This window comes from Arthrobacter sp. N1, assembly GCF_048288285.1.
In the GTDB taxonomy this organism is placed as follows: Bacteria; Actinomycetota; Actinomycetes; order Actinomycetales; family Micrococcaceae; genus Arthrobacter_D.
In genome coordinates, this window is the sequence record NZ_CP102608.1 from 2,740,738 (window position 1) to 2,765,278 (window position 24,541).

A 24,541-nucleotide genomic window follows, 5' to 3' on the forward strand; every position below is an offset into this window, starting at 1 on the left:
CGGTCAGGCTTCCCTTAGGGTGACGTGCTGCACCGTTTCGCGTCGGTGCTGCACGCCAAGCTGGTTGGATCTAGTAGAGGTTCCAGCACGTGTAGGTGTCCTGGAACCTGGTCATAGATGATGATGCGAAGTTGGTCCTCATGTCCCGGTGATGATGACCGTGTGTGATGGGCCGGTCAGGTTCGGCAAGGACAGGGTGGTGCTTGTTCCGTCTGAGGTGAAGGTCCGCGGTTGCTGGCCGTTCACTGTCACGGTGTATGTGCCTGCGGGCAGCTTCGTAAGGTTGATAGCTGGCGAGTAGGAACTGGTGGTGACGTTCTCGAGGACGAGTTCAACGCGTCGTAGATCTTGGTTGATGATGGCGTTTCGGTACTTCGCCCCCTCGATGTCGAAGCCGAACTTATTCTTGTTGAACATCGTGAGCCGCTGTCGCACACCGTCCTTCGGAGTGATGACGTACCTGCTGTTCTCGATGCGGAGATCGCCACCGTAGGCGTAGGTTCCGACGACCTTGTCGTCGACGACATTGACTGCTGCGGTCTTCAGGCCGCCCCAGAAACCGAGGGCTGATTCTCCTGACCATGCCCACCACCCATTGAGGTTGGGAACGAACCCGTATTCGGAGGACCCCTTTTCGCTCTGGTACTGCCAGGAGGCTGCACCGTAGTTGGCGGGATCGGTGCTGATCTGCCCGGAGTTGATGTTCGCCCAGCCGGCCAGATATGCACCATAGGTCGAACGCATCGCTTCATCGGTGTCGAATCCGTTGCTCGTGGCGTCGTAGGACTTCAGATAGTCCTGTTGCTGCCATGCACCGAGTTGGGTTTCATAGCCGAGGTTCCACCAGGACTCCCCCATGTGCCGGTTGTCACTGCCGTAGTAGTACCAGAGGGGCTGTGTCCCACGGGCCGAGAGCGATGCGGCAGTGACTTTCCGTGCGAGCTCGTTGTCGCCGAACATCTTGGCAAGGGTGTAGTTCGCTTCGAAGGCGGTCGTATCGATGCTCATCTCTGAGGCGAAGGGGTATTTTTTTGACGCGAAGATGTCGTACTTATGGCGGAAGTAACCCTGGAGAAGATCAGCGTCCGCCGTCCGACCTTCGGCTCTGAGCGCGTCTCGCACGAGGGGCAGGGACAGCTCGCCCATGGAAGCCATGTCGCGGGATGCGTCAGGAAGGATTTTGCCGGAGTCTCGGTGTTCGAAGTAGGCCAGCATGGTGTTGAAGGTGAAGTCGAGGTACTCGTCGGCGGTTCGCTGCGTGAGTTCGGGGTGGTCCTTCGCGATTTGATACATGGCGAAGTAGGTGTTCCACACGTGGGGCGAGTTCATGACGCGCCAGGTGGCGAGTCCGTCTCCGACGTCTCCGCTACCGTCCTCGCGGCCGGTGGCGGGGCGATCGCCGTCTCCACCGTCATACCAGTGGTAGATGTTCCAGGTCCTCTGTCCGTCCTTGAACTGGTTCTGCAGGTATCCGAGAAGGAAGTTGTCGATGTAGTAATCGAGAGACTGGATCTGGGTGGCGTTTGGCGTGAATGAGTTCTTCTCCGCCAGGAAGGCCGCTGGGGACAGTCCGACATCGTCGGAGCCTCCGGTCATCCAACGGAGCCTGAACTCGTCGATACCGGTCAGGGCGAGTGAGCTGAAGTTCTGCCTGGTGATCATCTGCTTGGTGCGCATGTCCCATTGCAGGTACGCGCCGTCGTGTCCGCGGGCCTTGTCCTTGGACTGTTGCTTCGTGGCGATGAACGAAGCATTTGCGTTGATGAGCTTTTCGACAGGTTCGATGGAGTAATACTGCAGAACGGATTTCCTCCCGCCACCGTACTGGACGGTGATGAAGTTCTCGCCAAGGGAATTGAAGGTGATGTCGTAGAACTTGTAGCCGTTGCCCTCCCCTACCGCCTGAATCGTCGCGTTGCTGCCTGCTGCGGTTGTACCGCCTCCGGCGGTAACGGACTCGATGCCGTCCTTCGCCCGTATTGCCAGTCGGGCTTTGGTGTCCTGCGGGATGGTCATGCCTGGCAGGGAAACGACGTCGACGACGCCTGCTTCGTAAAGGACATCACGCATATCCGCATAGGAGTCCGCCCACCGGAAGGTGAAGCCGTAGGTCTTGCTTTGGCCTGCTCCGATCGACGCGGACGTAGCTGGCAGGAACTGGGCCGCTTTGCCCTGGCCAACGCGCTCAGGAGCTTTGGCTTTGGAGTGGATGTAGTACTCGACCAGTCCTTCGAAGGCTGGGTCCTCTTCGGCGAAGGGGCCCTCGCCGGGTCTGGCCTTGTCCTTGAACTCCAGTGACGTGTTCTCATCCGGGACCATGACGAGGTAGGGGCCCTCGCCGTTGGGTCGTTGCCAGTACATGTATGATCCGTCGTCGGCAACGAAGGAATGCCGGGCCACGTTCTGTTCGTAGATTCCTGTCTGGTTGCCGCCGTCCCACCACGAGTTCATGAGCAACGGGATGCCGAGGTCCTGCACCTCGAGCGATGCATTCGAGGTGTTGTCCAGGGTGATCGACCAATCCATCACCTCTCCCTGCGTGCCAGTGAGCGCGTAGGTCTCGGTGAGGTCGAAGCCTCTGATGCCATTGGCATTGGCGGCTGTGCCGGCGTAGTCGACAACGACTGAGTCGGCGGTGCGGGAGACGGTGCGGATATCGTCGGACAGCCCGGTTGTTCGAGGCACTCCATTGACCTTCATCAGTACATCGCCGACCCAGCGTGAGTCATTGACGTCGAAACGCGGGTGCAACGAGGGGTTCATGACGTAGTTCGTGCAGTACGGGCCGTCCTGGGCGTTGCCGAGCTGGAACAACCCGCCGGTCTTCCGGTCGATGGCGACATTGAAGCTGTCGCTGGTCAGTACTTCCTGCCCACCAGTCGGGTTGGTCGACGGCCCGCCGGCTACCGCAAATTCACTGACCGCTACTGCGGCACGGGTCGTGCCGTTGGTGGTGGCCGTGAAGACCGCCCTGAGTTTCGTCGTCGTGACAGGGGCCGCAAAGGCAACAGTGTTTGGGGCAGTCTTCGCTCGAGGGTACGCGGCGCCGTCCTTGAGGGCGATGCTCCGCCACGCAGTTCCGTCCCAGGACTGGAGCCTCCACGACCCGGGTACGGACACACCTTCTCCTGCAGTGTCGGAGAGGTTATCGGCCCAGAAGGACACCGTCGCACCGGACAGGGTCATGGAGCTTGCCCAGTCGTACTGCAGCCACTGCTCAGCTGGTCGATTGGCGCTGGTGTAGGTTCCCCAGATCTTGTTCTGGTCGCCTGCAGAATGCAGGACGACCCCGTCGGTTACGGGGCCGAGGGCGTTCCACGGTGCGGTGTAGGAGGCCGATATGGATGCCTGCTGTCCCGGCGTCTTCGTTGATACGGGCTTCGGGCAGGACACAGGTGCCGTGACAGCTGGTATCGAAGCCCCAGCGGCCGTGCCGCTGAATGTGCCCCCGGGGACTAGCGCGGTCAGGATCAGGGCCGCAGCTACGCCAAGGCTGGTCGTCGGACGGAGGAGATGTCTAGTCATGAATGCCTCGTACTTCCTTGTCGCGAGGTAAGCAGCACCGGCCTGGGGTCAGCGGGCTACCCTGTCTACCCTGTGCACGCTAGGCACTAGTCATCGTTAAGTAAAGCTTTTCGGTAAGTTTCGTAAGTCGCCGTCAGATCGCAGTCTGGACTCATGTTCAACACAGTCAGGGAGACACAAAGAATCGGAGTCACGAAATGGTTTCGCGAAAGCCTCCTGCTCGCGCGAGGAGGCTTCACGGGTTGCTGCTACGGGCTCACCAAGTCGAATCGTGGTGGCGAGAATCGGCAGAGCGGCGCACCAAACGGCCCAAGCAGGCGAGTGCTCCCGAGCAGCTCGCCGCCCTCAGGTGGAGAGGGTGGTTGTCTGCCGTGTAACCAGTCGGGTCGGGATGATGTGAGGTCCGGGTGCTGGGTGTCCATCGATTGCGGCGAATAGAAGCTGAGCTGCGCGGCGCCCGATCAGTTCGAGGTTCATGTCGATGGTTGTCAGGGGCGGACGCGACTGGCTGGCGATCTGCTCCCAGTTGTCGTGCCCGATGACCGCGACGTCGTCGGGAACACGGCGGCCGCTCTCACGCAGGATATCCACGACCCCGCGGGCGATCTCATCGCTGGCGCATACGATCGTGTCCAGCTCGGGGTAATTCTCCAGCAGGAAATGCGCTGCACCCCTGCCCCAGGACTCGGACCAGGCGCCGTACAAGGCCTCCTTCCCGAGTAACTCCAGCCCGTGATCGCGGAGAGCTTCGATTGCGCCACGTACCCGATCCTGAGCCGCAACATAGTCCCGATCGCCGGAGACATAGGCAATCTTGCTGCGACCGAAGCTGAGGACATGTTCCACCGCCTGGCGTCCCGCCGCCACGTTGTCACTGACTACTGACATATCCCGCGGATCTTCCGACGGGGAGTAGGCATAGACCACGGGCACGCCCAGGTCCTGCCCGAGCGACCTGCGGGGGTTCGTCGTATCTCCCACGACAATCAAGCCGTCGACCCGGCGGCCAAGTAGGGCACGCAGGTGGTGCTGTTCGCGGATTGCATCCCCACGGGCGTCGCAGAGGAAAACGGACATGCTGTCGGTTCCGAAGGCATCCTCCGCGCCGAGCATAACCGGGATGGAGAACCGACCCACGAGATCGCTGGTCAGCAGCCCGACCGTGCCTGAGCGATCCGAGTGCAGGCTCTGGGCGTGCAGATTGGGAAAGAAGTTCAACTTCTCCGCGGCCTGCTCCACCCGCTGCCGGGTTTCCTTACGCACGTGGTCGCGGCCGTTCAGGGCCTTGGAGACTGTTGCGATCGAGACGCCGGCCAGCGCGGCGACATCGCGCAGGGTCGGCGGGCGCAGGATCTGCTGGTCCGCTTCCACGTCCTTCACCGTTTTAGCCATCGTTGCTTAGTCTCACGTTTCGTTAAAGCTTTTCCGTAATACCTTGACCCCAGTCTACCCCGGCTCTACTCTATGAAAAGCTTTTCGGAACGTTTCGTTCACCGTTTCATGACAACCGACATCAGGAGCCTGACCGGCACCTTTGATGACGATCCGGCTTCACCGAATCAGCCTCCTACTACAGTTCACCTCCAGAGGTGGGACGAGGCGCTCAAGGAAGAGTGGAAGGTACAAAAATGCTTGCAGTGAAACGTGGTCGCCAGACCACCAGCGCGAGGCGCGGAGTGACCGGAGCGACAGGAGCCGTGCTCATCGCACTAGCCCTTAGCGCCTGTTCCTCCGGATCCTCGGCAGAGCCCGCGGGAGCCCCGTCGGAACTCACCATGTGGACGCGCGCAGCCACGCAGGTCCAGAGCCAGGCGTTCGTCGATGCGTACAACGAGAGCCACGAGACGAAAATCGACCTGACCATCATCCCCACCGACGACTACCAGGCCAAGATCGGTGCCGCCGCTGGCTCCAAAAGCCTTCCGGACCTCTTTGCCTCCGATGTGGTGTTCGTCCCCAACTACACCTCGCAGGGCCTGTACCTGGACATCACGGACAGGATCGACGGATTCGAGCACGCCGACGACCTGGCGCAATCCCACATCGAGACCGGGACCCTGGACGGGGCCAAGTACGTCGTCCCGCACACCATGGACCTGTCCGTCCTCTTCTACAACAAGGACCTCTATGAGCAGGCCGGTCTGGATCCGAACACCGGTCCCACCACCCTCGCCGAGTTCGACGAACAGGCCCGTGCCGTCGATGCCCTCGGAGGCGATGTGAGCGGAACCTACTTCGGCGGGAACTGCGGCGGCTGCATGGTGTTCACCGGTTTCCCCTGGATCTGGGGCGCCGGGCAGGAGGTCATGAACGAAGACGGCACCAGCGCGAGCCTTGCCTCGGACGAAGCCAAGGAAGTCTACGAGGTCTACCGCGGACTTGCCGCCGACGATATCGCCGGTCCTGGCACGCAGGATGAGACCGGAGCGACCTGGACCGCACCTTTCGCCGAAGGAACCATCGGTGTTATGCCGATGCCCTCCACCACGCTGGGCGCAATGCCGGACTCCACCGGCGTCGCCGCGATCCCGGGCATCGACGGCGGTGAGTCGACGTTCGTCGGAGGCGACGCCATCGGCATCTCTGCCACCAGCGAGAACGCCGACGCGGCATGGGAATTCCTCGAATGGACCCTCGGTGACGAGGCGCAGGTCGAGGTCCTCGCGAAGAACAACGACGTCGTCGCTCGAGCGGACCTCGCATCGAACAAGTACTCCGACGCCGATCCCCGGGTCGTGGCCATCAACGAAGTCGCAGCGAAGGGGAAGACTCCTTCCTCCCTGCACTTCGGGGCTGCGTTCAACGATCCCAACGGGCCCTGGCTGACCCTCTTCCGCGGAGCCGTCTTCGGGGACGGAACGACCATCGATAAGGACAACGAGGCCGTCAGCGCCGTCCTCGGCGGCTGACCAGACCCCACTCAGCGTGCGGGCAACTCCGGTTGCCCGCACGCACCCTCACCACCACCCACCACCCACCACGGTCACCGATCAAAACGCAGCGCCGCGGTTTGAAGAGGAAGCACGCATGTCCACTCACAGCACACTCACTCCGCCCACAACTGACCCCTCCGACCGGCTCACCGGTACACCCCTGCGCCGAGGCCGGACAAAGGCCACCAAACGGGCCATCGTCGGCTGGGCGTATGCCGCACCGGCAGCACTGTTCGTCGTCCTGCTCTTCCTTGTGCCACTCTTCACCGTCGGCCAGATGTCCGTCAGCGACTGGAGCCTGCTCGGCGGCAACGGTGGCATCAACGCTCCCGAGAACTTCACCGGGCTGGCCGACAACCCGCTGCTCTGGCCGAGCATCGCGTTTACCCTGCAGTACACGGCCATCGTGACCGTCATCATGCTCTCCCTCGCACTCGGCATCGCGTTGCTCGTGCAGGAAGTCACCCAGTGGAACAAGTTCCTGCGCACAGCGGTACTCGTTCCGAGCGCCCTCGGACTCGCCTCTGCGTCCCTGCTCTTCTGGGGGCTCTACAGCCCCAACATCGGTCCTATCAACCCAATCCTGCAGTCCCTCGGTCTCATCGAGGAACCCATCTCCTTCCTCGGCACCCCGCAAGCCGCCCTGTGGTCCACCGTTTTCCTCATCATCTGGCGATTCACCGGCTTCTACATGGTGATCCTCATGGTCGGCCTGCAGGGCATTTCCGGTGATATCTACGAGGCGGCGCGAATCGACGGCGCCGGCCGCTTCACGATCTTCCGGACCATCACCCTGCCGCTGCTCAAACCGTCCATCGCGATGTGCATGATCCTCTGCGTCACCGGATCCCTGCTCGCCTTCGACCAGTTCTTCATCCTCACCAAGGGCGGCCCGGACAACTCCACCATCACCGTCGTGCAATTGATCTACCGCGAGGCCTTCCAACGCTTCGACCTCGGCTCGGCAGCAGCCCTGTCCGTCCTCGTCCTGGCAGCACTCGTCCTGATCAACTTCATCCAGTTCCGCGCTCTGCGCGAGAAGGACTAACCCGATGAGAAACCTCCGCGGCTTCGCACGCACCCCTTACTACGTGATGACCGGTGGACTTGCCATCATCTTCCTCTCACCGCTCCTGTGGGCGGGACTGGCCTCCGTCTCCGGGCAACCGGGCACCGCGCAAGCTGAAGGCTTCGGCCTGGCCAACTTCCAACGCCTCATCGACTACGGTCCGGGCCTCGGACAGCTCATCATGAACAGCGTGATCGTCTCGGGCATCACCGTCGCCCTCACCCTGAGCCTGGCACTGCTGGCCGGCTACTCCTTCGCCCGCTTCGCCTTCCCCGGCAAGAACATCCTGTTCCTCGCCATCCTCGCGATCCTGATGGTTCCCTACGCCAGTCTCCTGGTCCCCCTCTACGTCCTGCTCGGGAACATCGGCCTCACCGACTCTCTCGTCGGCCTCGCCCTGGTGCTGACCATGTACCAGCTGCCCTTCGCGGTCTTCATGATGCGGGTGTCCTTCGAGGCGATCCCGGCCGAACTCGAAGAATCCGCCCAGGTCGACGGATGCAACTCCTTCACCGCCCTGACCAGGATCCTCATCCCCAGCGTGGTACCCGGGCTGGTCACCGTTGGACTGTTCACCTTCCTGGCCGCCTGGAACGACTTCATCGCACCCCTCATCCTGATCAATGACGCCGATCTCGCGCCGCTACCCCTCGCGGTCGCCAACCTGCGCCAGCAGGCCATGGGCGCCGTCGATTACGGCGTCACCGAAGCCGGCGTCGTCGTCCTCGCCCTACCGTGCATCGTCCTCTTCCTCTTCCTTCAGCGCTTCTACATCACCGGCTTCATGTCGGGAGCGCTGAAGGGCTGACCTCACGGCGCAGCACCCCTGCAAGTAACCCGCCTGCCTCTCCGACATCAGGCACCCCCTTCTTCTCTCAAATCCCTTGACCATTGGACCTGTCATGCCTTCCACCGCCCTGACGCAGCACGACCCACGCCCGGTATCCCCTCTTCACACACTCCTGCGGCCTCTCGGCCTGAGCGAAGTGCAACTCCGGCCGACAGGATTTTGGGGGCAGCGGGCCCGCGTCAACGCCGAGAACACCCTCCCGCACTGCCTGGGATGGCTCGAACGAGCCGGCTGGCTGCCGAACTTCGACCGCGCAGTCGCGGGGACCCTCCCCCAGGAGAGAACCGGACGTGAATTCGCCGACTCCGAGATCTACAAGCTCATCGAGGCATACTGCTGGGAAAGCGAAACCAATCTCAGTCAGCACCTGGAGCAGGTCATCACTTCAGTCACCGAGCGATTGGTCGCAGCCCAAGACGACGACGGATACCTGAACACCAACTTCGGCCGACCAGAACAACAGCCCCGCTACAGCGACCTCGAATGGGGCCACGAACTCTACAACTACGGACACCTCCTGCAGGCCGCCGTCGCCCGACTCCGCACTCACGGCGAGGACGAATTCGTCGCCATGGCACGCCGCGTCGCCGACCACGTCTGTGAAACGTTCGGACCCAACGGCATCCAATCCGTCTGCGGACACCCCGAGATCGAGCTCGGCCTCATGGAGTTCTCCCGCGCAACCGGTGTGACGAAGTACCGGAACCAGGCAAGCCTGTTCATCGAACGACGGGGACGCGGAACGTTGAAAGACATCGAATGGGGCCGCTCCTACTACCAGGACGACATCCCCGTCCGAGATGCCACCGTCTTCCGCGGCCATGCTGTTCGCGCGCTCTATCTTGCCGCTGCCGTCGTCGACCTCGCCGTCGACACAGAAGACCGGCACCTGCTCGGCATCATCGAGACGCAGTGGGAGAACACCGTCGCCAAGCGCACCTACATCACCGGCGGAATGGGCTCCCACCACCAGGACGAAGCCTTCGGCGACGACTACGTCCTTCCCAACGATCGCGCCTACTGCGAAAGCTGCGCGGGTGTGGCATCCGTCATGCTCAGCTGGCGCCTGCTCCTCGCGACAGGCAAAGCACGCTACGCAGATCTCATCGAACGCACACTCTTCAACATCGTTGCAACATCCACCTCCGACGATGGCCAGTCGTTCTTCTACTCCAACACCCTGCACCGCAAAACGCCCGGCGTTGCCACCGGGCCACTCGAACAGAGCAAGCGCGCCGATTCCAGTCAGCGCGCCGCATGGTTCGACGTCGCCTGTTGCCCGAACAACATCGCACGGACTTTCGCCTCACTGGCCACCTACCTCGCCACAGCCCACGACGACGGCATCCAGATCCACCAGTTCGCCAACACCGACATCAACGCCGACCTGCGCGGTGACGAGCGCGTCCGGCTCACCGTCAACACCCGCTACCCCCATGACGGGAACATCGCGATCGTCATCACCGAATCCGGTACCGAGCCTTGGTCGCTGTCTGTCCGTATCCCGGACTGGGCCGAGGGCGCCACCGTCGGTGTCAACAGCGAGCAGGAAGAAGTACAGGCCGGCTACTTCACCATCACCCGGGCATTCACCGCCGGAGACGTGATCCACATCCGACTGCCCCTCATCCCGCGCCTTATCCGAGGGCACGATCGCGTCGACGCCATCAGAGGAGCGCTTGCCGTCGAGTACGGCCCCCGTGTCTACTGCATCGAATCAGCAGCGCTGCCACCCGAACACCACGTCGACGACTTCATCCTGAACCCCCGAACGCAACTCGACGTGGAGGGCGACCGCATCATCGTCAAAGGCTGGCTGGAGGAGAATCTCGCACCGTCATGGCCATACAAAGCAGCTGCCACTGAACTAAGCCGACCCCGACGACCAATCACTGCGGCCCTCACCCCCTACCACCACTGGGGCAACCAGGGGCCCGTCACCATGAGGATCTGGCTCCGCACGATCAACAACCCGTGATAGATGAGCCACACCGCGAGAGACTGCCGGCGTTGCCGGTAGAGGAGGCCCACCAGCAGAACCTAGCCACCCTTCCTCCACATGATTCGTTGAGCAGCAACGGTAGCCTCCTGCCCGACCGGGAGAACCAGCCATCAGTCAGGATCCCCGATGACAGCCTCCACAGTCATACCGTTCCTCGGACGCAGGCTATCGAGGCGATATCTCAATACGCCCGGTCGTCACCAACACTTGGCGGGATCATCTACTGAATGATGGGCGCCTGATCATGGACCCGTAATCGCGCGTGGGCCGACGCAAGCGCCCTGCCCTCGCTCGGAAAGTTCAACCACAGTCCCTTCACTAGGGCTGGAAAAACCGGTAACGAAGGACGATATCAGTGGCGGAAAGCATTACTTGTGATGGGCCCACACTGTACGACGTCGCCCGATTGGCGGGTGTCAGTCACCAGACGGTGTCACGAGTGGTCAACAACCGTCCCCACGTCAGCGAAGCTACCGGCCGACGAGTTCAAGAAGCCATAACGACCACCGGGTACGTACCGAACGAAGCCGCCAGAGCTCTCGTGGCTCGACAATTAAGGTCAACAGCGGACGACGAGGAACCCGATCCTAAAATCAAACCAGTAGTGTCAGCACGCAAACCCTGATACTGACACAGCACCTCTCCCGCACAATCAGGTACGACCCTGGGTCTTTCAGCTCGTTTGTTTCGCTTACAAGCCCGAGTACAGACCGTCTGGTGCCGGAACGAGCGGCAGCGGTTTGTCCGCAGGTTTGTGCTCCAGCGGCGTACAGCCCTGGAAAGGTTCGGTGCCATAGAAGAGGAAGGCCCTGCTTGGGTCGGCGTAGCTGTTCCACCAATTCGCTAGCCCTGTGGTCTCGTCGGTACGTAGTGCTTCCCATGCACGCCAGAGCGCGTTGAGGCGGTTCACCTCTTCCTTGTGCCACCACCAGCTGGCGCACTAGGTGAACTCCGCACGACCATGAGACAAGACCGGCCGCTGATACTGATGCATCAGAAACTGCGTCACAAACTCCTCGAGGTTGTCGAAGACCATTTCCGGTGCCGGGTGCGCGGTCCCTGAGCTCGGGGGACGCTAACGGGTTCGAGCTCCTCGCCGGGAAACACATCATCGGCCAGAGCCCTCTGCTTTGAAAGGGGCGTGTAAATCCACTGGGCTACTCCTTCACCATGGCTGACCAGCGGTTACCGCCGGCCACGGCAGCAGGACTGTCAGGCGGAAGCGTGGAGCTACCAGGACCAGTTGTGAGGCGGCTGCTCGGTAGCAAGAATGCGCCGGGCGGTCGTTCGGACGTGCGTTGTTCCGCATTCCTCGAACGGGCCTCGCTTGGCGAAGAGGACTGTCGCGTGGCGGTCAAAGTGGTCAATCCACCACGACGACATGCCGCCGTTTGCCTGAGCCTCCAACCACTGCTCGTACAACCCCCTGAACCGGTCGACGGCTTCTGGGTGGTTCCACCACTGGGAGCACCAGTACTGGTTTTGCGACCGATCCACGGACTCGAGTACTGCTACGAGGCTTTCCACCCAGTCCACGAGATCCTCCGGGGTATAAGTGAGCTCTGCCCCCTCGCCCTGACCGTTAGGTTCGGTACCACTCACGGTCGTGTTTGTAGTTCCCGTCATGACGGCATCCCTGTCTTTTGACCCTTGATACGGTCGACTGTCTCCCCGATGCGGGTGTTGATCGTTTTGTCTCGGAACCAGGGGACGGTGCGGACGATGGTTCCGCCTCTGTTGGAGGTCTTCACCCATGCTCGGTTGGTCGGAAGCTCGGAGAGCTGGGAGACGGACATGATGTCGCGGCGCTGGGTCTGCACGGACCGGGAAGATCCGTTTCTCGAGGTCGAGGAGCTGCGAACCTTCGCGTCATACTGGCCGATCGTCTTGGACAGCGACTCGAGAAACTGTGTGTCGTCGGACCCGCCGCCGTAGACCTTGATGGCGGCCGCGGGCCAGAGGGTGTCCCACCCGGTGCGTTCGAGCATGGCCATGCCCTGCCCGCGGGTCTGGAAGTAGGCGCTGACAACGATGCCCATGGAACCGAAGAACGAGTACCACTCGGGGAGCTGCTTGAGTTTGACGACGTTCCCGACCTCATCCAGGTCAGCCACGAGCGGCACCGGAAGGCGACCGCCGGCGCGGCGGGCGGCCTGCTGTGCGGCCGTGAACACCGCGTAGACCAACGTGGACACGAACGCAGCGCCAGAACCCGCGGAGTCCTGCGAGAGCAGGATCAGCGTGTCCTTGCCGGTCACAAACCGGGCCGGATCAAACACTGGGACGCCCGGAGTCGGCGTCGACCACGCCACGAGCTCGTCGTGCACCAACGCTGAGGCCATGCGCTGCGCACTGGCGGCCACAGAGCCACGGGTGTCCTCCGGCTGTCCACTCATACCTTTCAATGCCGACGCCGGGCCCGCATGCCCGGCCCGTTCGAGGAGCTCGGCGGGTTCCATGAAGTCCGCCGAGGACACCCATCGCAGGACCTCCTTCATCGTGCCGTCACTTTTGGCGGCGGCGAGGAGGCACCAGGCGAGGAAATCACCTCCCTGCGAGTCGAACTGGGCGTCCCCCTTCCCCTGGCCGGCACTGGGAGCGGAAGAGGTTTCAAAGATGGACGCGACCTCGCCTGCGCTCACCGTATCCGTGACGACCGTGAGCGGGTTGAAGATCATGGCCGGCCGGTGGCTGTCGCGCCAGATCCGCTGCGGATCGAACAACCACACCATTCCGGTCTCGGTTCCCATTGTTGTGCGGGCGGCCAGGACCTCGGCGACGCCGTCGACCTTGTTGCTGGTCATGATGTACGCGCCGGGCGCTTCGGTGGCGTGACGGATAACCTGCGTGGTGGTCTTGCTTCGCCCGGTTCCCCAGACGTGGGTGGAGCACTCCCGCCAGCCTTGGATGACTGCTTTGGTGCCGGTGTCGCCGGTGTACCCAATGGTCAGGCCCGGGCCAATGCTGTCGGCGGTCGGGTGCAGTGGGGCGGCTTCGGTGAGGCGGGCATCGAGCATCGCCGGGCGCATCTCCACGCCGGGACTCATATGCCGGGATGCCTCCGCGCTTCGTGACACCGGGCGGGTCCTCCACCTCGCAAAGGCAGCGATGACCACGACCGCTTCGGCGCCGAGCAGCTAGCTCGCGGCCGCCGGCCACGGATCCCCGGTGGCAAGGCCGCTGACGAGGGTGATCGGGTTCCATGACAGGTCGGTGGGAACCGGTGTGAACGCGTCGGCAAGGTGGATGAGGGCGACCGCGGCGAACGCAGCGAGGACCACGAACGAGAGGCGATGACGGAGCCGTTTTCCTCGGTCCACGTCCGGGGGGCGGGGAGACCTGATTGGTGTTCGGGTTCATCGACCCTTCGGCCGACCAGCCGACCAGCATCGCCTTCTCCCGCTCCGAGACGGGAAACACCGTTTCCAGCAGGTCCATCTCGTTCTGCGCGAGCCCGCCGAGGATCTTCACGGATGAGCGTTCCACGAAGCCGGTGGCGATTTTCGTCAGCTCGTCCGTGGACAGCTGCAGGTCCTTCATGGAGTGCGTGATCATCAGCTGCCCCAGGCCCTTGGTTCGGTTCAGGCGGGTGATGGAGTCGATCTGGTGCACCAGCAGTTCGCTCGCGCGCAGGGACTGCCATAGCTCGTCCATGATCATCAGGTGATGGCGTTCCTCCATCAGCCCGGCATCGGCCAGGGTTTTAGCGGCCGAAATGCCGGCCTGACCGTAGGACCAGCACACTGTCTGCACCGCGGCGCGGAGCGTCAGCTGCGACTCGTCGATGAGGGAAATGTCGAAGTCAACGGAGGCGTCGATCTCTATTTCCTTGGTGGTGTGCTGGCAGAACACGTCGCCGAACGGGCCGTGCTCGCCGAGGGCGTTCAGGCCGGCCAGGAAGTTCTTGAGCCGACTGGATCTGCGGTGGCGCGGACTTGATGGCGTCGACGACGTCGCCGACCAAAGGTTGCCGGTCCTCAGCTTCCGCTTTTTCGGCTGCCATGGCGATCGCCATGGACAGCACAGTCTGTTCCTGCTTCTTCGCATCCAGCGGTTCCTTGAACACCAGTTCGATGAGTCCGGTGAGGGTCATCAGGCGCCGGGCGTGGATCTCGGCGCGCATCTGCCGCTGCATCGAAGCCGGAAGACGCTCGAGCTCCCGCCAGAGCGGGCCGGCGTCGAGAGGGTTGATCCCTCCGACGCCCGTAGCGGCGTTCCGCATGATCTTCGCCTCGACAGCCTGCAGCTGGTCAGGGCTCTCGACCGTCGCGGTGACGCCGATGCGAAGCGCACCAGTGCCGCCCTTCGGCTTGCTCCCGTTCGGCCTTGCGGGCCTTCTCGAGGGTGCAATCCGGCCAGCTCGTCGAGCTCACCGTCGGGATCCTCCCGCAGCTCCTGCCTCTCCTTCTCGATCAGGGCTTCCTGGCTGTCCTTCTGGCTACTGACCGATACGTACTCGCCGAGGGCCATCGAGACGGAGCCGCCCACCACCGCGGCGGTGCCGGCGACCAGGATCGGCGCGAGGATGTTCGTCACGCCGGCGACTCCGATCATCGTGGCCGCTGTGGACACGATCCCGTCGTTGGCTCCCAGCACGGCAGCCCGCAGCCAGTTCAACCGTGCCGCAACACCACTGTCATGGGGCTCTACCAGACCCTGTTCATCTGTCATGGAAGCAGTCAACACCCGACGTCCGGATCCAGCCACGCAGGAACGGGTCACCTAGGACCGGCACCGCAGCCGGCGTGCCTTGACCCTCCGGAACGGGCTGTCGGGCAGTCATGCCCCAGAAGGTTTCGCCGGCAGTTCTACCCGCGCACACCACTCCGTCCCTGGCTGAAGTGTCCGCTTCCTCATCAGGCAGGTCGACGCTGCCGAGAGTTGACGGGCGCAGCGATAGGTTTCGCCGTCTGGAGTGGTCGTCATCCGTGGGGGTATCAGCCCCGCGGGTGTGGTGGCGGAACGGGTCACCTTCACCGGGGGGGGTGAAGGTGACCCGTTCCTCCTTCGCACGCGTCAGGCGAAAGTGGCGGCGTCGATGACGAAGCGGTAGCGGACGTCAGAGTTCAGCACACGCTCGTAGGCGTCGTTGATCCCGTCGGCGCCGATGAGCTCCGTCTCGGGGTGAATGCCGTGCTCAGCGCAGAAGTCGAGCATCTCCTGCGTCTCGCGGATTCCGCCGATCATCGAACCTGCCCAGCTGCGGCGGCCCGGGATCAGGGCGAATGCGGGGACACCGAGGGGCTCGGAAGGAGCGCCCACGTTCACGAGGGTCCCGTCGACCTTGAGGAGGCCGAGGTAGGCACCCATGTCCACCTTCGCCGAGACCGTATTGATGATCAGGTCGAACGAGTTGGCGAGCTCCGTGAAGGTCTCCGGCTCCTTCGTGGCGTAGTGGGCCTTCGCGCCGAACCGCAGGGAGTCCTCCTTTTTGGAGGTCGTCTGCGAGAGCACCGTGACCTCGGCGCCGAGGGCAGCGGCGATCTTCACGCCCATGTGACCGAGACCGCCGAGGCCCACGATGGCCACCTTCGTGTCCGGGCCGGCCTTCCAGTGGTGCAGCGGCGAGTAGAGCGTGATCCCTGCGCAGAGCAGCGGGGCGACCTTCTCGAAGTCGAGGCTCTCGGGGACGCGGAGTACGAAGTCCTCGGTGACGACGACGGCCTGCGAGTAGCCGCCCTGGGTGATGGTGCCGTCGGCGGGATCGACGCCGCCGTACGTCTGGATGTTGCCCTTGCTGCAGTACTGCTCGTCGCCGCGGACGCAGTATTCGCACTCGCCACAGGAGTTGACCATGCAGCCCACGCCGACGCGGTCGCCGACCTTGTGTTTGGTGACCTCGGAGCCGATCTCGCTCACGGTGCCGACGATCTCATGGCCGACGACCTGGGGGTACTGGATGTCGCCCCACTCGCCGCGCACGGTGTGGATGTCGGAATGGCAGACGCCGGAGTAGGCGATGTCGATCAGGACGTCCTTGGGGCCGACGTCGCGGCGCTCGATGGTGGTCCTGATCAGTGGTTCGGTGGCGGACGGTGCCGCGACGGCGTTGACGGTGCGCATGATTCTCCTTGAAAAGGGCGGGGTGTGGGCAGGCTGTGGGCGTACAGATGAGGCATCAGTGCGTATTCACGACAGCTGGCGTGTTGGTGTCGGTCGATGGTGACCGCGGCCTCGAGGTACACAGGACGCGGGGTGGACCCTGTTGACGCCGGGTGACCGCCAGCGCATCGTCTGAGGCCCCACGATCGGCACCTCTTCGACAGTGCCTGATCAGCGATCCCTACGTAGTAGCCGATCTGTTCGTCGTAGCGGATTCGTCGGCGGTCGATGCTCGACAGTCGATCTTACCGAATCCAGCGCTACTGATTGCGCGCGCCGCCATCGTCGAGTGGCTTGAGACGCTCAACCGCACGCCACAAGCATGCAGGACGAGGTGAGCGGGAGCTGCTTCGGAGTCCGCTGGCCGAACGGCCCGTGCTCACCGAGGGCGTTCAGGCCCGCCAGCAGGTTCTTGACCTGCGACAGGCACTCCTTCCTCACGGCCGCACCCTCCTAAATCCGGTCGGCACGGCTCATCGAGGACAAGACCCCTGATCCTGCTTCTTCGCGTCCAGCGGCTGCCGGCCCCGGTGCCTCCAGCCGGCCGGCACGGCACACGGGTCGACGCCGGAGGAGGACCGCGCCGGAACTTCTCACGATGCACCTGCGCCGCGGATAGGTGATCGTCACGAGTCGTTCACGCAGCGCGCCAAGACCTGAAACGCGGCCTCACTAGCCTCGGGGAAACGCTCGAACACCATCCCTGGAGGACTCCGTGAGCATCGACGAGGCAGCATCCCCCACCCTTGCCCCACCACCATCGGGCGTCACCGCGCTGACCCATCGCCCCGGCCGCTGGATCGACGGCTGGGATGCCGAGGACACCGCGCAGTGGAACGGCGTCGGCAGGTCCATCGCGAGACGCAACCTGCAGTGGTCCATCGCCTGCGAGTTCCTCGGTTTCGTGGTCTGGCAGCTCTGGTCCATCGTCGTCGTCTACCTGCCGGCGGCGGGCTTCACCTTCACGACGTCGCAGATCTTCTGGCTGATCTCCATGCCGTCCCTCGTCGGTGCGACGCTGCGCATCCCCTACACCTTCATGGTGCCGAGATTCGGCGGACGCAACTGGACCATCATCTCGGCCCTGCTCCTGCTCATCCCGGCCGTCGGACTGGCCCTGTGCGTCTCGAACCCGGAGACGCCGTTCGGCGTGATGCTCGCCGTCGCCGCCCTCGCCGGTCTCGGTGGCGGCAACTTCGCCAGTTCGATGGCGAACATCACCTTCTTCTACCCTGCCCGCGAGAAGGGCTGGGCGCTCGGGCTGAATGCCGCGGGCGGCAACCTCGGTGCCGCCGTCGCGCAGTTCGTGGTCCCCGTCGTGATCGGCCTCGGAGCGGCCTTCTCCCTGGGCATCCCCCTCGCCGGGTGGGTCTGGGTCCCGCTGATCCTGGTCGCCGCGTTCGGCGCCTGGAAGTACATGGACAACCTGTCGAGCGCCAGGAGCGACCTCGCCGGATCCCTCGCGGCGGTCCGCGAGCCGCACCTCTGGATCATGGCGCTCCTCTACATCGGGACGTTCGGCTCGTTCATCGGCTTCGCGGGCGTCTTCCCGAAGCTGATCGCCGATTCCTTCCCGGCCTTCAGGACCATCGACATGCTGGGGATCAGCCTCACCCTGGCCTTCCTGGGCCCGCTGGTCGGCTCGCTCGCCCGCCCGTTCGGGGGGCGTCTCGCGGACCGCTTCGGCGGTGCGATCATCACGGTGTGCGCCTTCGCCGTGATGGCGGCCATCGCCCTCACCGTGGTCTGGACGCTGCCCCTGGGCAACTTCTGGCTCTTCCTCGGCCTCTTCCTGGTCCTCTTCACGGCGGCCGGCGCCGGCAACGGTGCCACGTACCGGATGATCCCGATCATCTTCGCCCGGCGCGGCGCAGCGGGACAGGCAGGGGAGGTCCGTGAGTCGGTCAGTACCGCCCGGACGTCAGCCGCGGCCCTCGGCCTCATCTCCGCCGTCGGTGCCTACGGCGGCTTCCTGATCCCCCAGGTGCTCAACGCGTCGAACAGTGCGACCGGCAGCTATGACAACGCCTTCTACGGCTTCGTGGCCGGCTACGTCCTGATGCTCGCCGTCACCTGGTTCTTCTACCTCCGCCGCTCGTCCACGGTCGGCAAGGTCTGATCCGTGCCGGCCCAGGTGGGAACCGAGACGCACTGCCCCTACTGCGCACTCCAGTGCGCCATGACGGTCACGGCGGGCTCCGGGAGCGTCCGCGGGGACACCGGACGGCACGACGACGCCACGATCGCGGGCCGCGACTTCCCCACCAACCGCGGCGGGCTCTGCCGGAAGGGCTGGTCGGCCGCCGACCTCCTCCGCCACCCGGACCGGCTCACCGCTCCCCTGCTGCGTGGACCGGACGGCGTGCTCCGGGAATCGACGTGGGACACCGTGCTCCCCCTCGTCTCCCGACGCGTCCGGAGCATCCAGGCCGAGCACGGCCAGGATGCCGTCGCGGTCTTCGGCGGCGGCGGGCTCACCAACGAGAAGGCGTACACCCTCGGCAAGTTCGCGCGGCTGGCCCTTCGCACCTCGAGGATCGACTACAACGGTCGATTCTGCATGTCCTCCGCGGCAGCCGCCGGGAACCGTGCCTTCGGCGTCGACCGCGGCCTGCCGTTCCCCCTGGCCGACCTCGACGACGCGTCGGTGGTGCTGCTGCTCGGATCCAATGCGGCGGACACCATGCCGCCCTTCATCCAGCACCTCCGCGGCGCACAGGCGGCGGGCGGACTGATCGTCGTCGACCCCCGCCGGTCCGCCACCGCACGCCTGACCGGACAGGGGCAGGGCCTCCACCTCCAGCCCACCCCGGGGACGGATCTCGCGCTCCTGCTCGGGCTCGCGCACGTCGTCGTCGCCGAGGGTCTCGAGGACCGCGCCTTCCTCGCGTCCCGGACGCGGGGGTACGGGGACGTCGCCCGGGAAATGGCGCGCTGGTGGCCCGAGCGCGTCCAGGCCGTCACCGGCGTCCCGGCCCCGCTGATCCGCGCGACGGCGAGGCTCCTCGCCCGCGGCGCCCGCAGCGGGACGGCCGGCGGACCCGGTGCGTACATCCTCACGGGGCGCGGCATCGAGCAGCACGCCGACGGCACGGACACCACCACGGCCGCGATCAACCTGGCGCTGCTCCTCGGCCTGCCCGGCACCGCGGGAAGCGGGTACGGCACCCTGACGGGTCAGGGCAACGGGCAGGGCGGCCGCGAGCACGGACAGAAGGCGGACCAGCTGCCGGGCTACCGCAGGATCACCGACCCCGCGGCCCGCGCGCACGTGGCATCCGTGTGGGGCGTGCCCGAGGACGCCATCCCCGGACCGGGACTTCCGGCGGTCGAGCTGCTCGCCTCGCTGGGGCGACCCGACGGCACGCGCTGCCTCTTCGTCCACGGAGCCAACGTGGCGGTCTCGGCACCCGACGCCTCCGCGGTCATCGCGGGCCTGGAGTCCCTGGACCTGCTGGTCGTCTCGGACTTCTTCCTCTCCGAGACCGCTGCCCTCGCCGACGTCGTGCTCCCGGTGCTGCAGTGGGCCGAGGAGGAGGGCACCGTGACGAACCTCGAGGGACGCGTCCTCCGCCGCCGCGCCGCCGTCACGCCGCCGTCCGACGCCCGGAGCGAGCTGTGGATCGTGCAGGAACTCGCGCGCCTGCTGGAGGCCCCCTCGGTGTTCAGCGAGGACCCGGAGACCATGTTCGACGAGCTGGCGCGCGCGAGTGCCGGCGGCCCTGCCGACTACTCCGGCCTCGACTACGCCGTGCTCGACGGCGGCTCCCCCGCCTACTGGCCCTATCCGACCGGCAGCACCGGCACGCCCCGGCTCTTCCTCGACACCTTCGCCCACTCCGACGGCCGGGCCGTCCTCGTCCCCGTCACCCCGCGCGCCGACAGTGCGGCGGCCCGCATCCCGGCGCCCCTGCTCCTCGCGACGGGCCGCCTGCTCGAGCACTACCAGTCGGGTACGCAGACGCGCCGCGTGCCCGAGCTGCTCGCCGCCCGGCCAGGGCCCCGCCTGGACCTGCACCCCGCCACGGCGCAGGGGCTCGGGATCGGCCAGGGAGACCCCGTCCTCGTCACCAGCACGCACGGGGAGGCGCAGGCCGCCGCCCACCTGACCCCGGACATCCGCCAGGACACGGTGTTCCTCGCCTTCCACTTCTCCGGCGCCGGGAGCGCGAACCTCCTGACGGGCGGGCCGACCGACCCGGTCTCGGGCATGCCGGAGTTCAAGACGACGCCGGTACGGGTGACCCGCCTCCTCGCGCGCGCCCAGGGGGACGATCAGGTACAGGAGGTGTACGCATGACGGCCACGGGCGGAACCGCTGCCGAGCGCATCGTGATCGTGGGCTTCGGGCCCGTCGCCGCACGCCTTCTCGAACACCTCGAACACCTCGTCGCCGCGGGCACCGTCGCGGTGACCGTGATCGGCCAGGAGCCGGAGGCGGCATACAACCGCGTCCTGGTCGCGGATGTCGCCGTCGGCCGCACGCGGGAGGGGGCCATCCGGCTCGCGGACGCCGCGGCCCTGGCCACCCTCGGCATCGACGTCCGGCTCGGTGCGCGCGTCACCCGGGTGGACCGGCCGTTCCGGCGCGTGCTGCTCGACGACGGTGGGAGCGTCGACTACGACCGCCTGGTCCTCGCGACCGGCTCGCGCCCCGTCCTCCCCCGGCTCGCCGGGATCGACGACGCTCTGCTGCCTGTCGGTGTCAGCTTCCTCCGGGATCTCGCCGACGCGCGGGCGCTCTCCTCGGCCATGGCCGCGGACCGGCGCATCGTGGTGCTCGGCGGCGGGATCCTCGGCATCGAGGCCGCCCTCGCCGCCGCCGAGGAGGGAGCACGCGTCACGCTCGTCCACTCCGGCCGCGCTCCGCTGGAACGCCATCTCGGCGACGGCGCCCGCGTCCTCGGAGCGGCGCTCGCCCGGACCGGTATCACTGTGACGGGCGGTGCCTCGACGGGGATCACCCTGACGGACGGGCGTTTCTCGGGCCTCACCCTCGAGGGCGGCCTGCAGGTCGAGGGCGGGGCGCTGGTGATCGCCTGCGGTGTCCGTCCGCGGACCGAGCTCGCGGACGGCTGCGACCTCAACACCGCCGCCGGCATCCTCGTGGACCACGACCTCCGCGCGCTCGACACCCGGGACATCTGGGCCATCGGCGACTGCGCCGAGGTGCGCTGCTGGGATCCCTCCTGCGCGGGGTGCTCCGGAACCACCGTGCCGCAGGGGCTGATCGGGCCGGGCTGGCAGCAGGCGGACCAGCTCGGGGCGGCCTTCACCGCCGAGCTCACCGGCGCCCTCCCGTCCGCCGCCGCCGGGCCGCCCGATCGGCGGGACCCCCTCCTGCTCCTCAAGGCCCGCGGTGTCGACGCCGTGACCGCCGGGGAGACCGACGCCGATCCCTGGTCCACGGAGCCCGGCCTCGACGTCGCCGTATGGACCGACCCGGGCCACGGCCGCTACGCGAAGATGGTGACGCGCGACGGCGTCCTCACGGGACTGGTCTGCGTGGGCATGCCGCGGACCGGCGCCGAACTGGTGCTGCTCTTCGAGCGGGGCAGCGAACTGCCGGCCGACCGCTCGAGCCTCCTGCGCCTCGACGGTGTGGAGGGAGGGGCACCGGCCCTCCGTCCGGGACCGGAGGCGACGCTGTGCCGGTGCGCCGGCATCACGCGGGGCACGGTGGAGGCCTCCGTCCGCGCTGGCTGCACGACGGTACAGGAGGTGTCCGCGGGGACGCGTGCCGGCACCGGGTGCAGAGGCTGCCACGAGGACATCCGGTCGGCAATCGAGCAGCATTACGCGGCGGCGGTGGCCCCGTGAGCGGGCAACGGGAGCTCAGACGTGCAGCCGGTACCCGCGCTTGACCACCGTCTCGACGAGGTGCGGGTCGGGCAGCGACTTCCGCAGGCGGTTCACGTTCATGTCCAGTGCGTGCCCGGCCCCGGTGTGCGCGAGCAGGGAGGTGAGCGCGTCCCGGCTCAGCACCGCGCCGCGGGCGGAGAGCAGCGCCTTGAACAGCACCAGCTGCGCGGGGGCGAGGTCCACCTCGACGTCGTCGACCCGCACGGACCGGCCGCGCACCTCCACGTATCCGGCGCGCGTGCGGAGCTGCTCCACGTGGTGTTCCGCGAGGTGGTCGCACACGAGGCGGATCAGCGCGCCCATGCGAAAGCGCTCGGGGACGATCGGCTCGATCCCCGCATCGACCAGGGGCTGCGCGGTGACCGGGCCCACGGCGGCGGCGAGGACGCTCCGCCGGAAGCGCCGGATCAGTTCCTCCTGCAGCCCCTGTTCCGCGGCGGTGCTGAACAGCGCGTCGACGGCCGGTGCACTCGTGAACGTCACGCAGTCCAGCCGGCCCGCACACACGGCCTCGATGAGGCGGGGCAACCGCTCGGATCCTTCGGGCTTGATCCACCGGTAGGGCGTCACGGTGAGGAGGGCGGCGCCGGCTGACCGCAGGCGTTCCAGCTGATGCGCATCCGCGTAGGCGTGCAGCTGCACGCCGATTGTCAGCCCGGCGAGGTCCTGCTCCAGCAGCTCGTCCACGAGCGTCGCCGTGGTCTCGTCGGAACTGATGCCGACGTCGTCGAGCCCTGCGGCGCGCACCGCACCCCGCGCCTTCGGGCCGCGGACGTAGATCCGGCCGCTCCCGAGCACGTCCAGGAGATCGTCACCGAGGCCCGCGGCGTCCGCGGCCTCGAACCACCGGCGCATGCCGTACGCCGTCGTGATGAGGAAGAGATCGGGCCGGGCCTCGACGATGGCGGCCGTGTCGGCGAGCAGGTCGACGTCCTCGGCGATGGGCGCGATCTTCAGCGCGGGGGCGTGGAACACGGAGGCCCCACGCCGTTCCAGGGCGTCGATGAGGTCGCCGGAGCGTCGGTCGGACGTGACCCCGATCCGGAACCCGGCGAGCTGTCCGCCGGACGTGTCGACGCGGAGGGTCTCGGTCATGAGGCCAGCGATTCCGTGAGGCGGGCCAGGTACGCCGCTCCGCCCTGCAGCTCCAGACCCACGCGCACCACCTCACCGATCACGAGCACCGCCGGCGACTGGCAGCGCGCGGCACCCGCCGCGGTCACGATCGTGGCGAGCGTCCCCGCCGTCGTCCGCTGCGACGCGCTGTAGCCGCGCTCGACGACGGCGACCGGCATGTCCGGCCGCATCCCCGCGCGGCCGAGGCCCGCGACCAGCTGGGGCAGCGTCGAGACGCCCATGAGGACCACGATGGTCCCGCCGAGCCCGGCGAGGTGCAGGTGCTCCTCCTCGGAGAGGGGCGCGTGGCCCGAGACCACCGTGAACAGGTGGCTGACGCCCCGGTGCGTGACCGGGATGCCCGCCGCGGCCGGCACCGAGATCGCGGAGCTGACGCCGGGGACCACCCGGCACGGGACGCGTGCCTCCAGGCAGGCAGCGAGCTCCTCGCTGCCGCGCCCGAAGACGAACGGGTCCCCGCCCTTCAGCCTCACCACGTGCCGCCCCTCCCGCGCGTGCCGGACGAGCAGGTCGTTGATGCCGGACTGCGGGACGCGGTGGTGCCCCGGCAGCTTGCCGACGTCGATCAGCTCCGCGGCCGGGGCGAGGACGGCGAGGTCCTCGGTGGGTGCCAGCCTGTCGTACAGCACGACGTCGGCCTCGCGGAGGGCGGCCGCGGCGTCGAGCGTGAGCAGGCCGAGCGCTCCCGGGCCGCCGCCGATCAGTGTCACGTGGCCGGGTCCCACGGCTGCGGCCTCCTCCCGGACGACCAGGACACCGTCGTGCCGGCAGCGGTTACGCAGATCCCCGGCGACGTCGGTCCGGTCCGGTCCCGCCGGCCCCGATCCGGCAGCCACGGACGGAACGTCCGCGGCCCGGGGGGTGCATCCGCCCCCGTGCGCTCCCTCGACGAGGACGACGAGGCGCGCGCCCGCCAGGGCGCCCCGTTGGAGCGCCGCGGCACCGCCCACGCGCTCGACGTCGGCCCCGGCGGCGCGATACCGCGCCAGGACCCTGCGCGAGGCCTGCTCGGCCCCGACGACCACGACGCGCTGCCCTGCCAGATCGACCTCGAGCTGCAT

19 protein-coding genes and 1 pseudogene are annotated in these 24,541 nt (G+C 66.2%); 9 read left to right on the top strand and 11 right to left on the bottom strand.

Annotation, left to right across the window (positions count from 1 at the left end; all coding sequences use genetic code 11):
* Nucleotides 1-138 precede the first annotated feature (138 nt).
* Nucleotides 139-3,525, bottom strand: coding sequence for a DUF5695 domain-containing protein (locus NVV32_RS12670; RefSeq protein WP_422390399.1), 3,387 nt, complete (start codon nt 3,523-3,525; stop codon nt 139-141).
* Nucleotides 3,526-3,870: 345 nt separating this feature from the next.
* Nucleotides 3,871-4,917 (bottom strand): LacI family DNA-binding transcriptional regulator, encoded by a 1,047-nt coding sequence (locus NVV32_RS12675; RefSeq protein WP_422390400.1) that lies wholly within the window; start codon nt 4,915-4,917, stop codon nt 3,871-3,873.
* Nucleotides 4,918-5,222: 305 nt separating this feature from the next.
* Between NVV32_RS12675 and NVV32_RS12680 the strand changes: the two genes are divergently transcribed.
* The 5 genes from NVV32_RS12680 to NVV32_RS12700 all read left to right on the top strand — a co-directional run bounded on the left by NVV32_RS12680 (nt 5,223) and on the right by NVV32_RS12700 (nt 11,004).
* A complete protein-coding gene (locus tag NVV32_RS12680; RefSeq protein WP_422390401.1) occupies nt 5,223-6,434 on the top strand; it encodes an ABC transporter substrate-binding protein in 1,212 nt (403 codons plus the stop codon).
* A gap of 118 nt (nt 6,435-6,552) precedes the next feature.
* A complete protein-coding gene (locus tag NVV32_RS12685) occupies nt 6,553-7,506 on the top strand; it encodes a carbohydrate ABC transporter permease (RefSeq protein ID WP_422390402.1) in 954 nt (317 codons plus the stop codon).
* Between the two features lie 4 nt (nt 7,507-7,510).
* Complete coding sequence (locus tag NVV32_RS12690; protein ID WP_422390403.1) at nt 7,511-8,335, top strand: carbohydrate ABC transporter permease; 825 nt, start codon at nt 7,511-7,513, stop codon at nt 8,333-8,335.
* A gap of 94 nt (nt 8,336-8,429) precedes the next feature.
* Nucleotides 8,430-10,355, top strand: a complete 1,926-nt coding sequence (locus tag NVV32_RS12695; protein WP_422390404.1) for a glycoside hydrolase family 127 protein — start codon at nt 8,430-8,432, stop codon at nt 10,353-10,355.
* A 463-nt stretch (nt 10,356-10,818) separates the two neighbouring features.
* Nucleotides 10,819-11,004, top strand: a complete 186-nt coding sequence (locus NVV32_RS12700; RefSeq protein ID WP_422392047.1) for a hypothetical protein — start codon at nt 10,819-10,821, stop codon at nt 11,002-11,004.
* 66 nt (nt 11,005-11,070) lie between these two features.
* On the opposite strand, the gene NVV32_RS12705 is transcribed toward NVV32_RS12700, so the two are convergent.
* The 4 genes from NVV32_RS12705 to NVV32_RS12720 all read right to left on the bottom strand — a co-directional run bounded on the left by NVV32_RS12705 (nt 11,071) and on the right by NVV32_RS12720 (nt 13,660).
* The gene (locus NVV32_RS12705) at nt 11,071-11,289 is read right to left on the bottom strand and encodes a DUF4913 domain-containing protein (RefSeq protein WP_422390405.1); all 219 of its coding nucleotides are present in this window, start codon (nt 11,287-11,289) and stop codon (nt 11,071-11,073) included.
* 320 nt (nt 11,290-11,609) lie between these two features.
* On the bottom strand, nt 11,610-11,981 hold the full coding sequence (locus NVV32_RS12710; protein WP_422390406.1) for a DUF4913 domain-containing protein: 372 nt from the start codon (nt 11,979-11,981) through the stop codon (nt 11,610-11,612).
* 20 nt (nt 11,982-12,001) lie between these two features.
* The gene (locus NVV32_RS12715; RefSeq protein ID WP_422392048.1) at nt 12,002-13,408 is read right to left on the bottom strand and encodes a type IV secretory system conjugative DNA transfer family protein; all 1,407 of its coding nucleotides are present in this window, start codon (nt 13,406-13,408) and stop codon (nt 12,002-12,004) included.
* Between the two features lie 108 nt (nt 13,409-13,516).
* The gene (locus NVV32_RS12720) at nt 13,517-13,660 is read right to left on the bottom strand and encodes a hypothetical protein (protein ID WP_422390407.1); all 144 of its coding nucleotides are present in this window, start codon (nt 13,658-13,660) and stop codon (nt 13,517-13,519) included.
* A gap of 382 nt (nt 13,661-14,042) precedes the next feature.
* Between NVV32_RS12720 and NVV32_RS12725 the strand changes: the two genes are divergently transcribed.
* Nucleotides 14,043-14,318 (top strand): hypothetical protein, encoded by a 276-nt coding sequence (locus NVV32_RS12725; protein ID WP_422390408.1) that lies wholly within the window; start codon nt 14,043-14,045, stop codon nt 14,316-14,318.
* 393 nt (nt 14,319-14,711) lie between these two features.
* On the opposite strand, the pseudogene NVV32_RS12730 reads toward NVV32_RS12725, so the two are convergent.
* The 3 genes and pseudogenes from NVV32_RS12730 to NVV32_RS12740 form a co-directional block, all read right to left on the bottom strand.
* A pseudogene (locus NVV32_RS12730) lies at nt 14,712-15,050 on the bottom strand (VIT1/CCC1 transporter family protein); the annotation flags it as partial.
* Between the two features lie 345 nt (nt 15,051-15,395).
* The gene (locus tag NVV32_RS12735) at nt 15,396-16,442 is read right to left on the bottom strand and encodes an NAD(P)-dependent alcohol dehydrogenase (protein WP_422390409.1); all 1,047 of its coding nucleotides are present in this window, start codon (nt 16,440-16,442) and stop codon (nt 15,396-15,398) included.
* Nucleotides 16,443-16,784: 342 nt separating this feature from the next.
* Nucleotides 16,785-16,922 carry a hypothetical protein gene (locus NVV32_RS12740; protein ID WP_422390410.1) on the bottom strand — a complete coding sequence of 46 codons (138 nt, stop codon included), beginning with the start codon at nt 16,920-16,922 and terminating at the stop codon, nt 16,785-16,787.
* A 274-nt stretch (nt 16,923-17,196) separates the two neighbouring features.
* On the opposite strand from NVV32_RS12740, the gene NVV32_RS12745 reads away from it, so the two are divergent.
* From NVV32_RS12745 to NVV32_RS12755, 3 genes are read left to right on the top strand one after another with little or no spacing between them, the layout of a single operon-like run.
* On the top strand, nt 17,197-18,600 hold the full coding sequence (locus tag NVV32_RS12745; RefSeq protein WP_422390411.1) for an MFS transporter: 1,404 nt from the start codon (nt 17,197-17,199) through the stop codon (nt 18,598-18,600).
* A gap of 60 nt (nt 18,601-18,660) precedes the next feature.
* The gene (locus NVV32_RS12750) at nt 18,661-20,781 is read left to right on the top strand and encodes a molybdopterin oxidoreductase family protein (protein ID WP_422392049.1); all 2,121 of its coding nucleotides are present in this window, start codon (nt 18,661-18,663) and stop codon (nt 20,779-20,781) included.
* On the top strand, nt 20,778-22,301 hold the full coding sequence (locus tag NVV32_RS12755; protein WP_422390412.1) for an FAD-dependent oxidoreductase: 1,524 nt from the start codon (nt 20,778-20,780) through the stop codon (nt 22,299-22,301). The genes NVV32_RS12750 and NVV32_RS12755 overlap by 4 nt, the downstream gene beginning before the upstream one ends.
* 15 nt (nt 22,302-22,316) lie before the next feature.
* Here the strand turns inward: NVV32_RS12755 and NVV32_RS12760 are convergent, their stop codons facing one another.
* Complete coding sequence (locus tag NVV32_RS12760; RefSeq protein WP_422390413.1) at nt 22,317-23,438, bottom strand: uroporphyrinogen-III synthase; 1,122 nt, start codon at nt 23,436-23,438, stop codon at nt 22,317-22,319.
* Nucleotides 23,435-24,541, bottom strand: a complete 1,107-nt coding sequence (cobA, locus tag NVV32_RS12765; protein ID WP_422390414.1) for a uroporphyrinogen-III C-methyltransferase — start codon at nt 24,539-24,541, stop codon at nt 23,435-23,437. Before cobA ends, NVV32_RS12760 begins: the two co-directional genes overlap by 4 nt.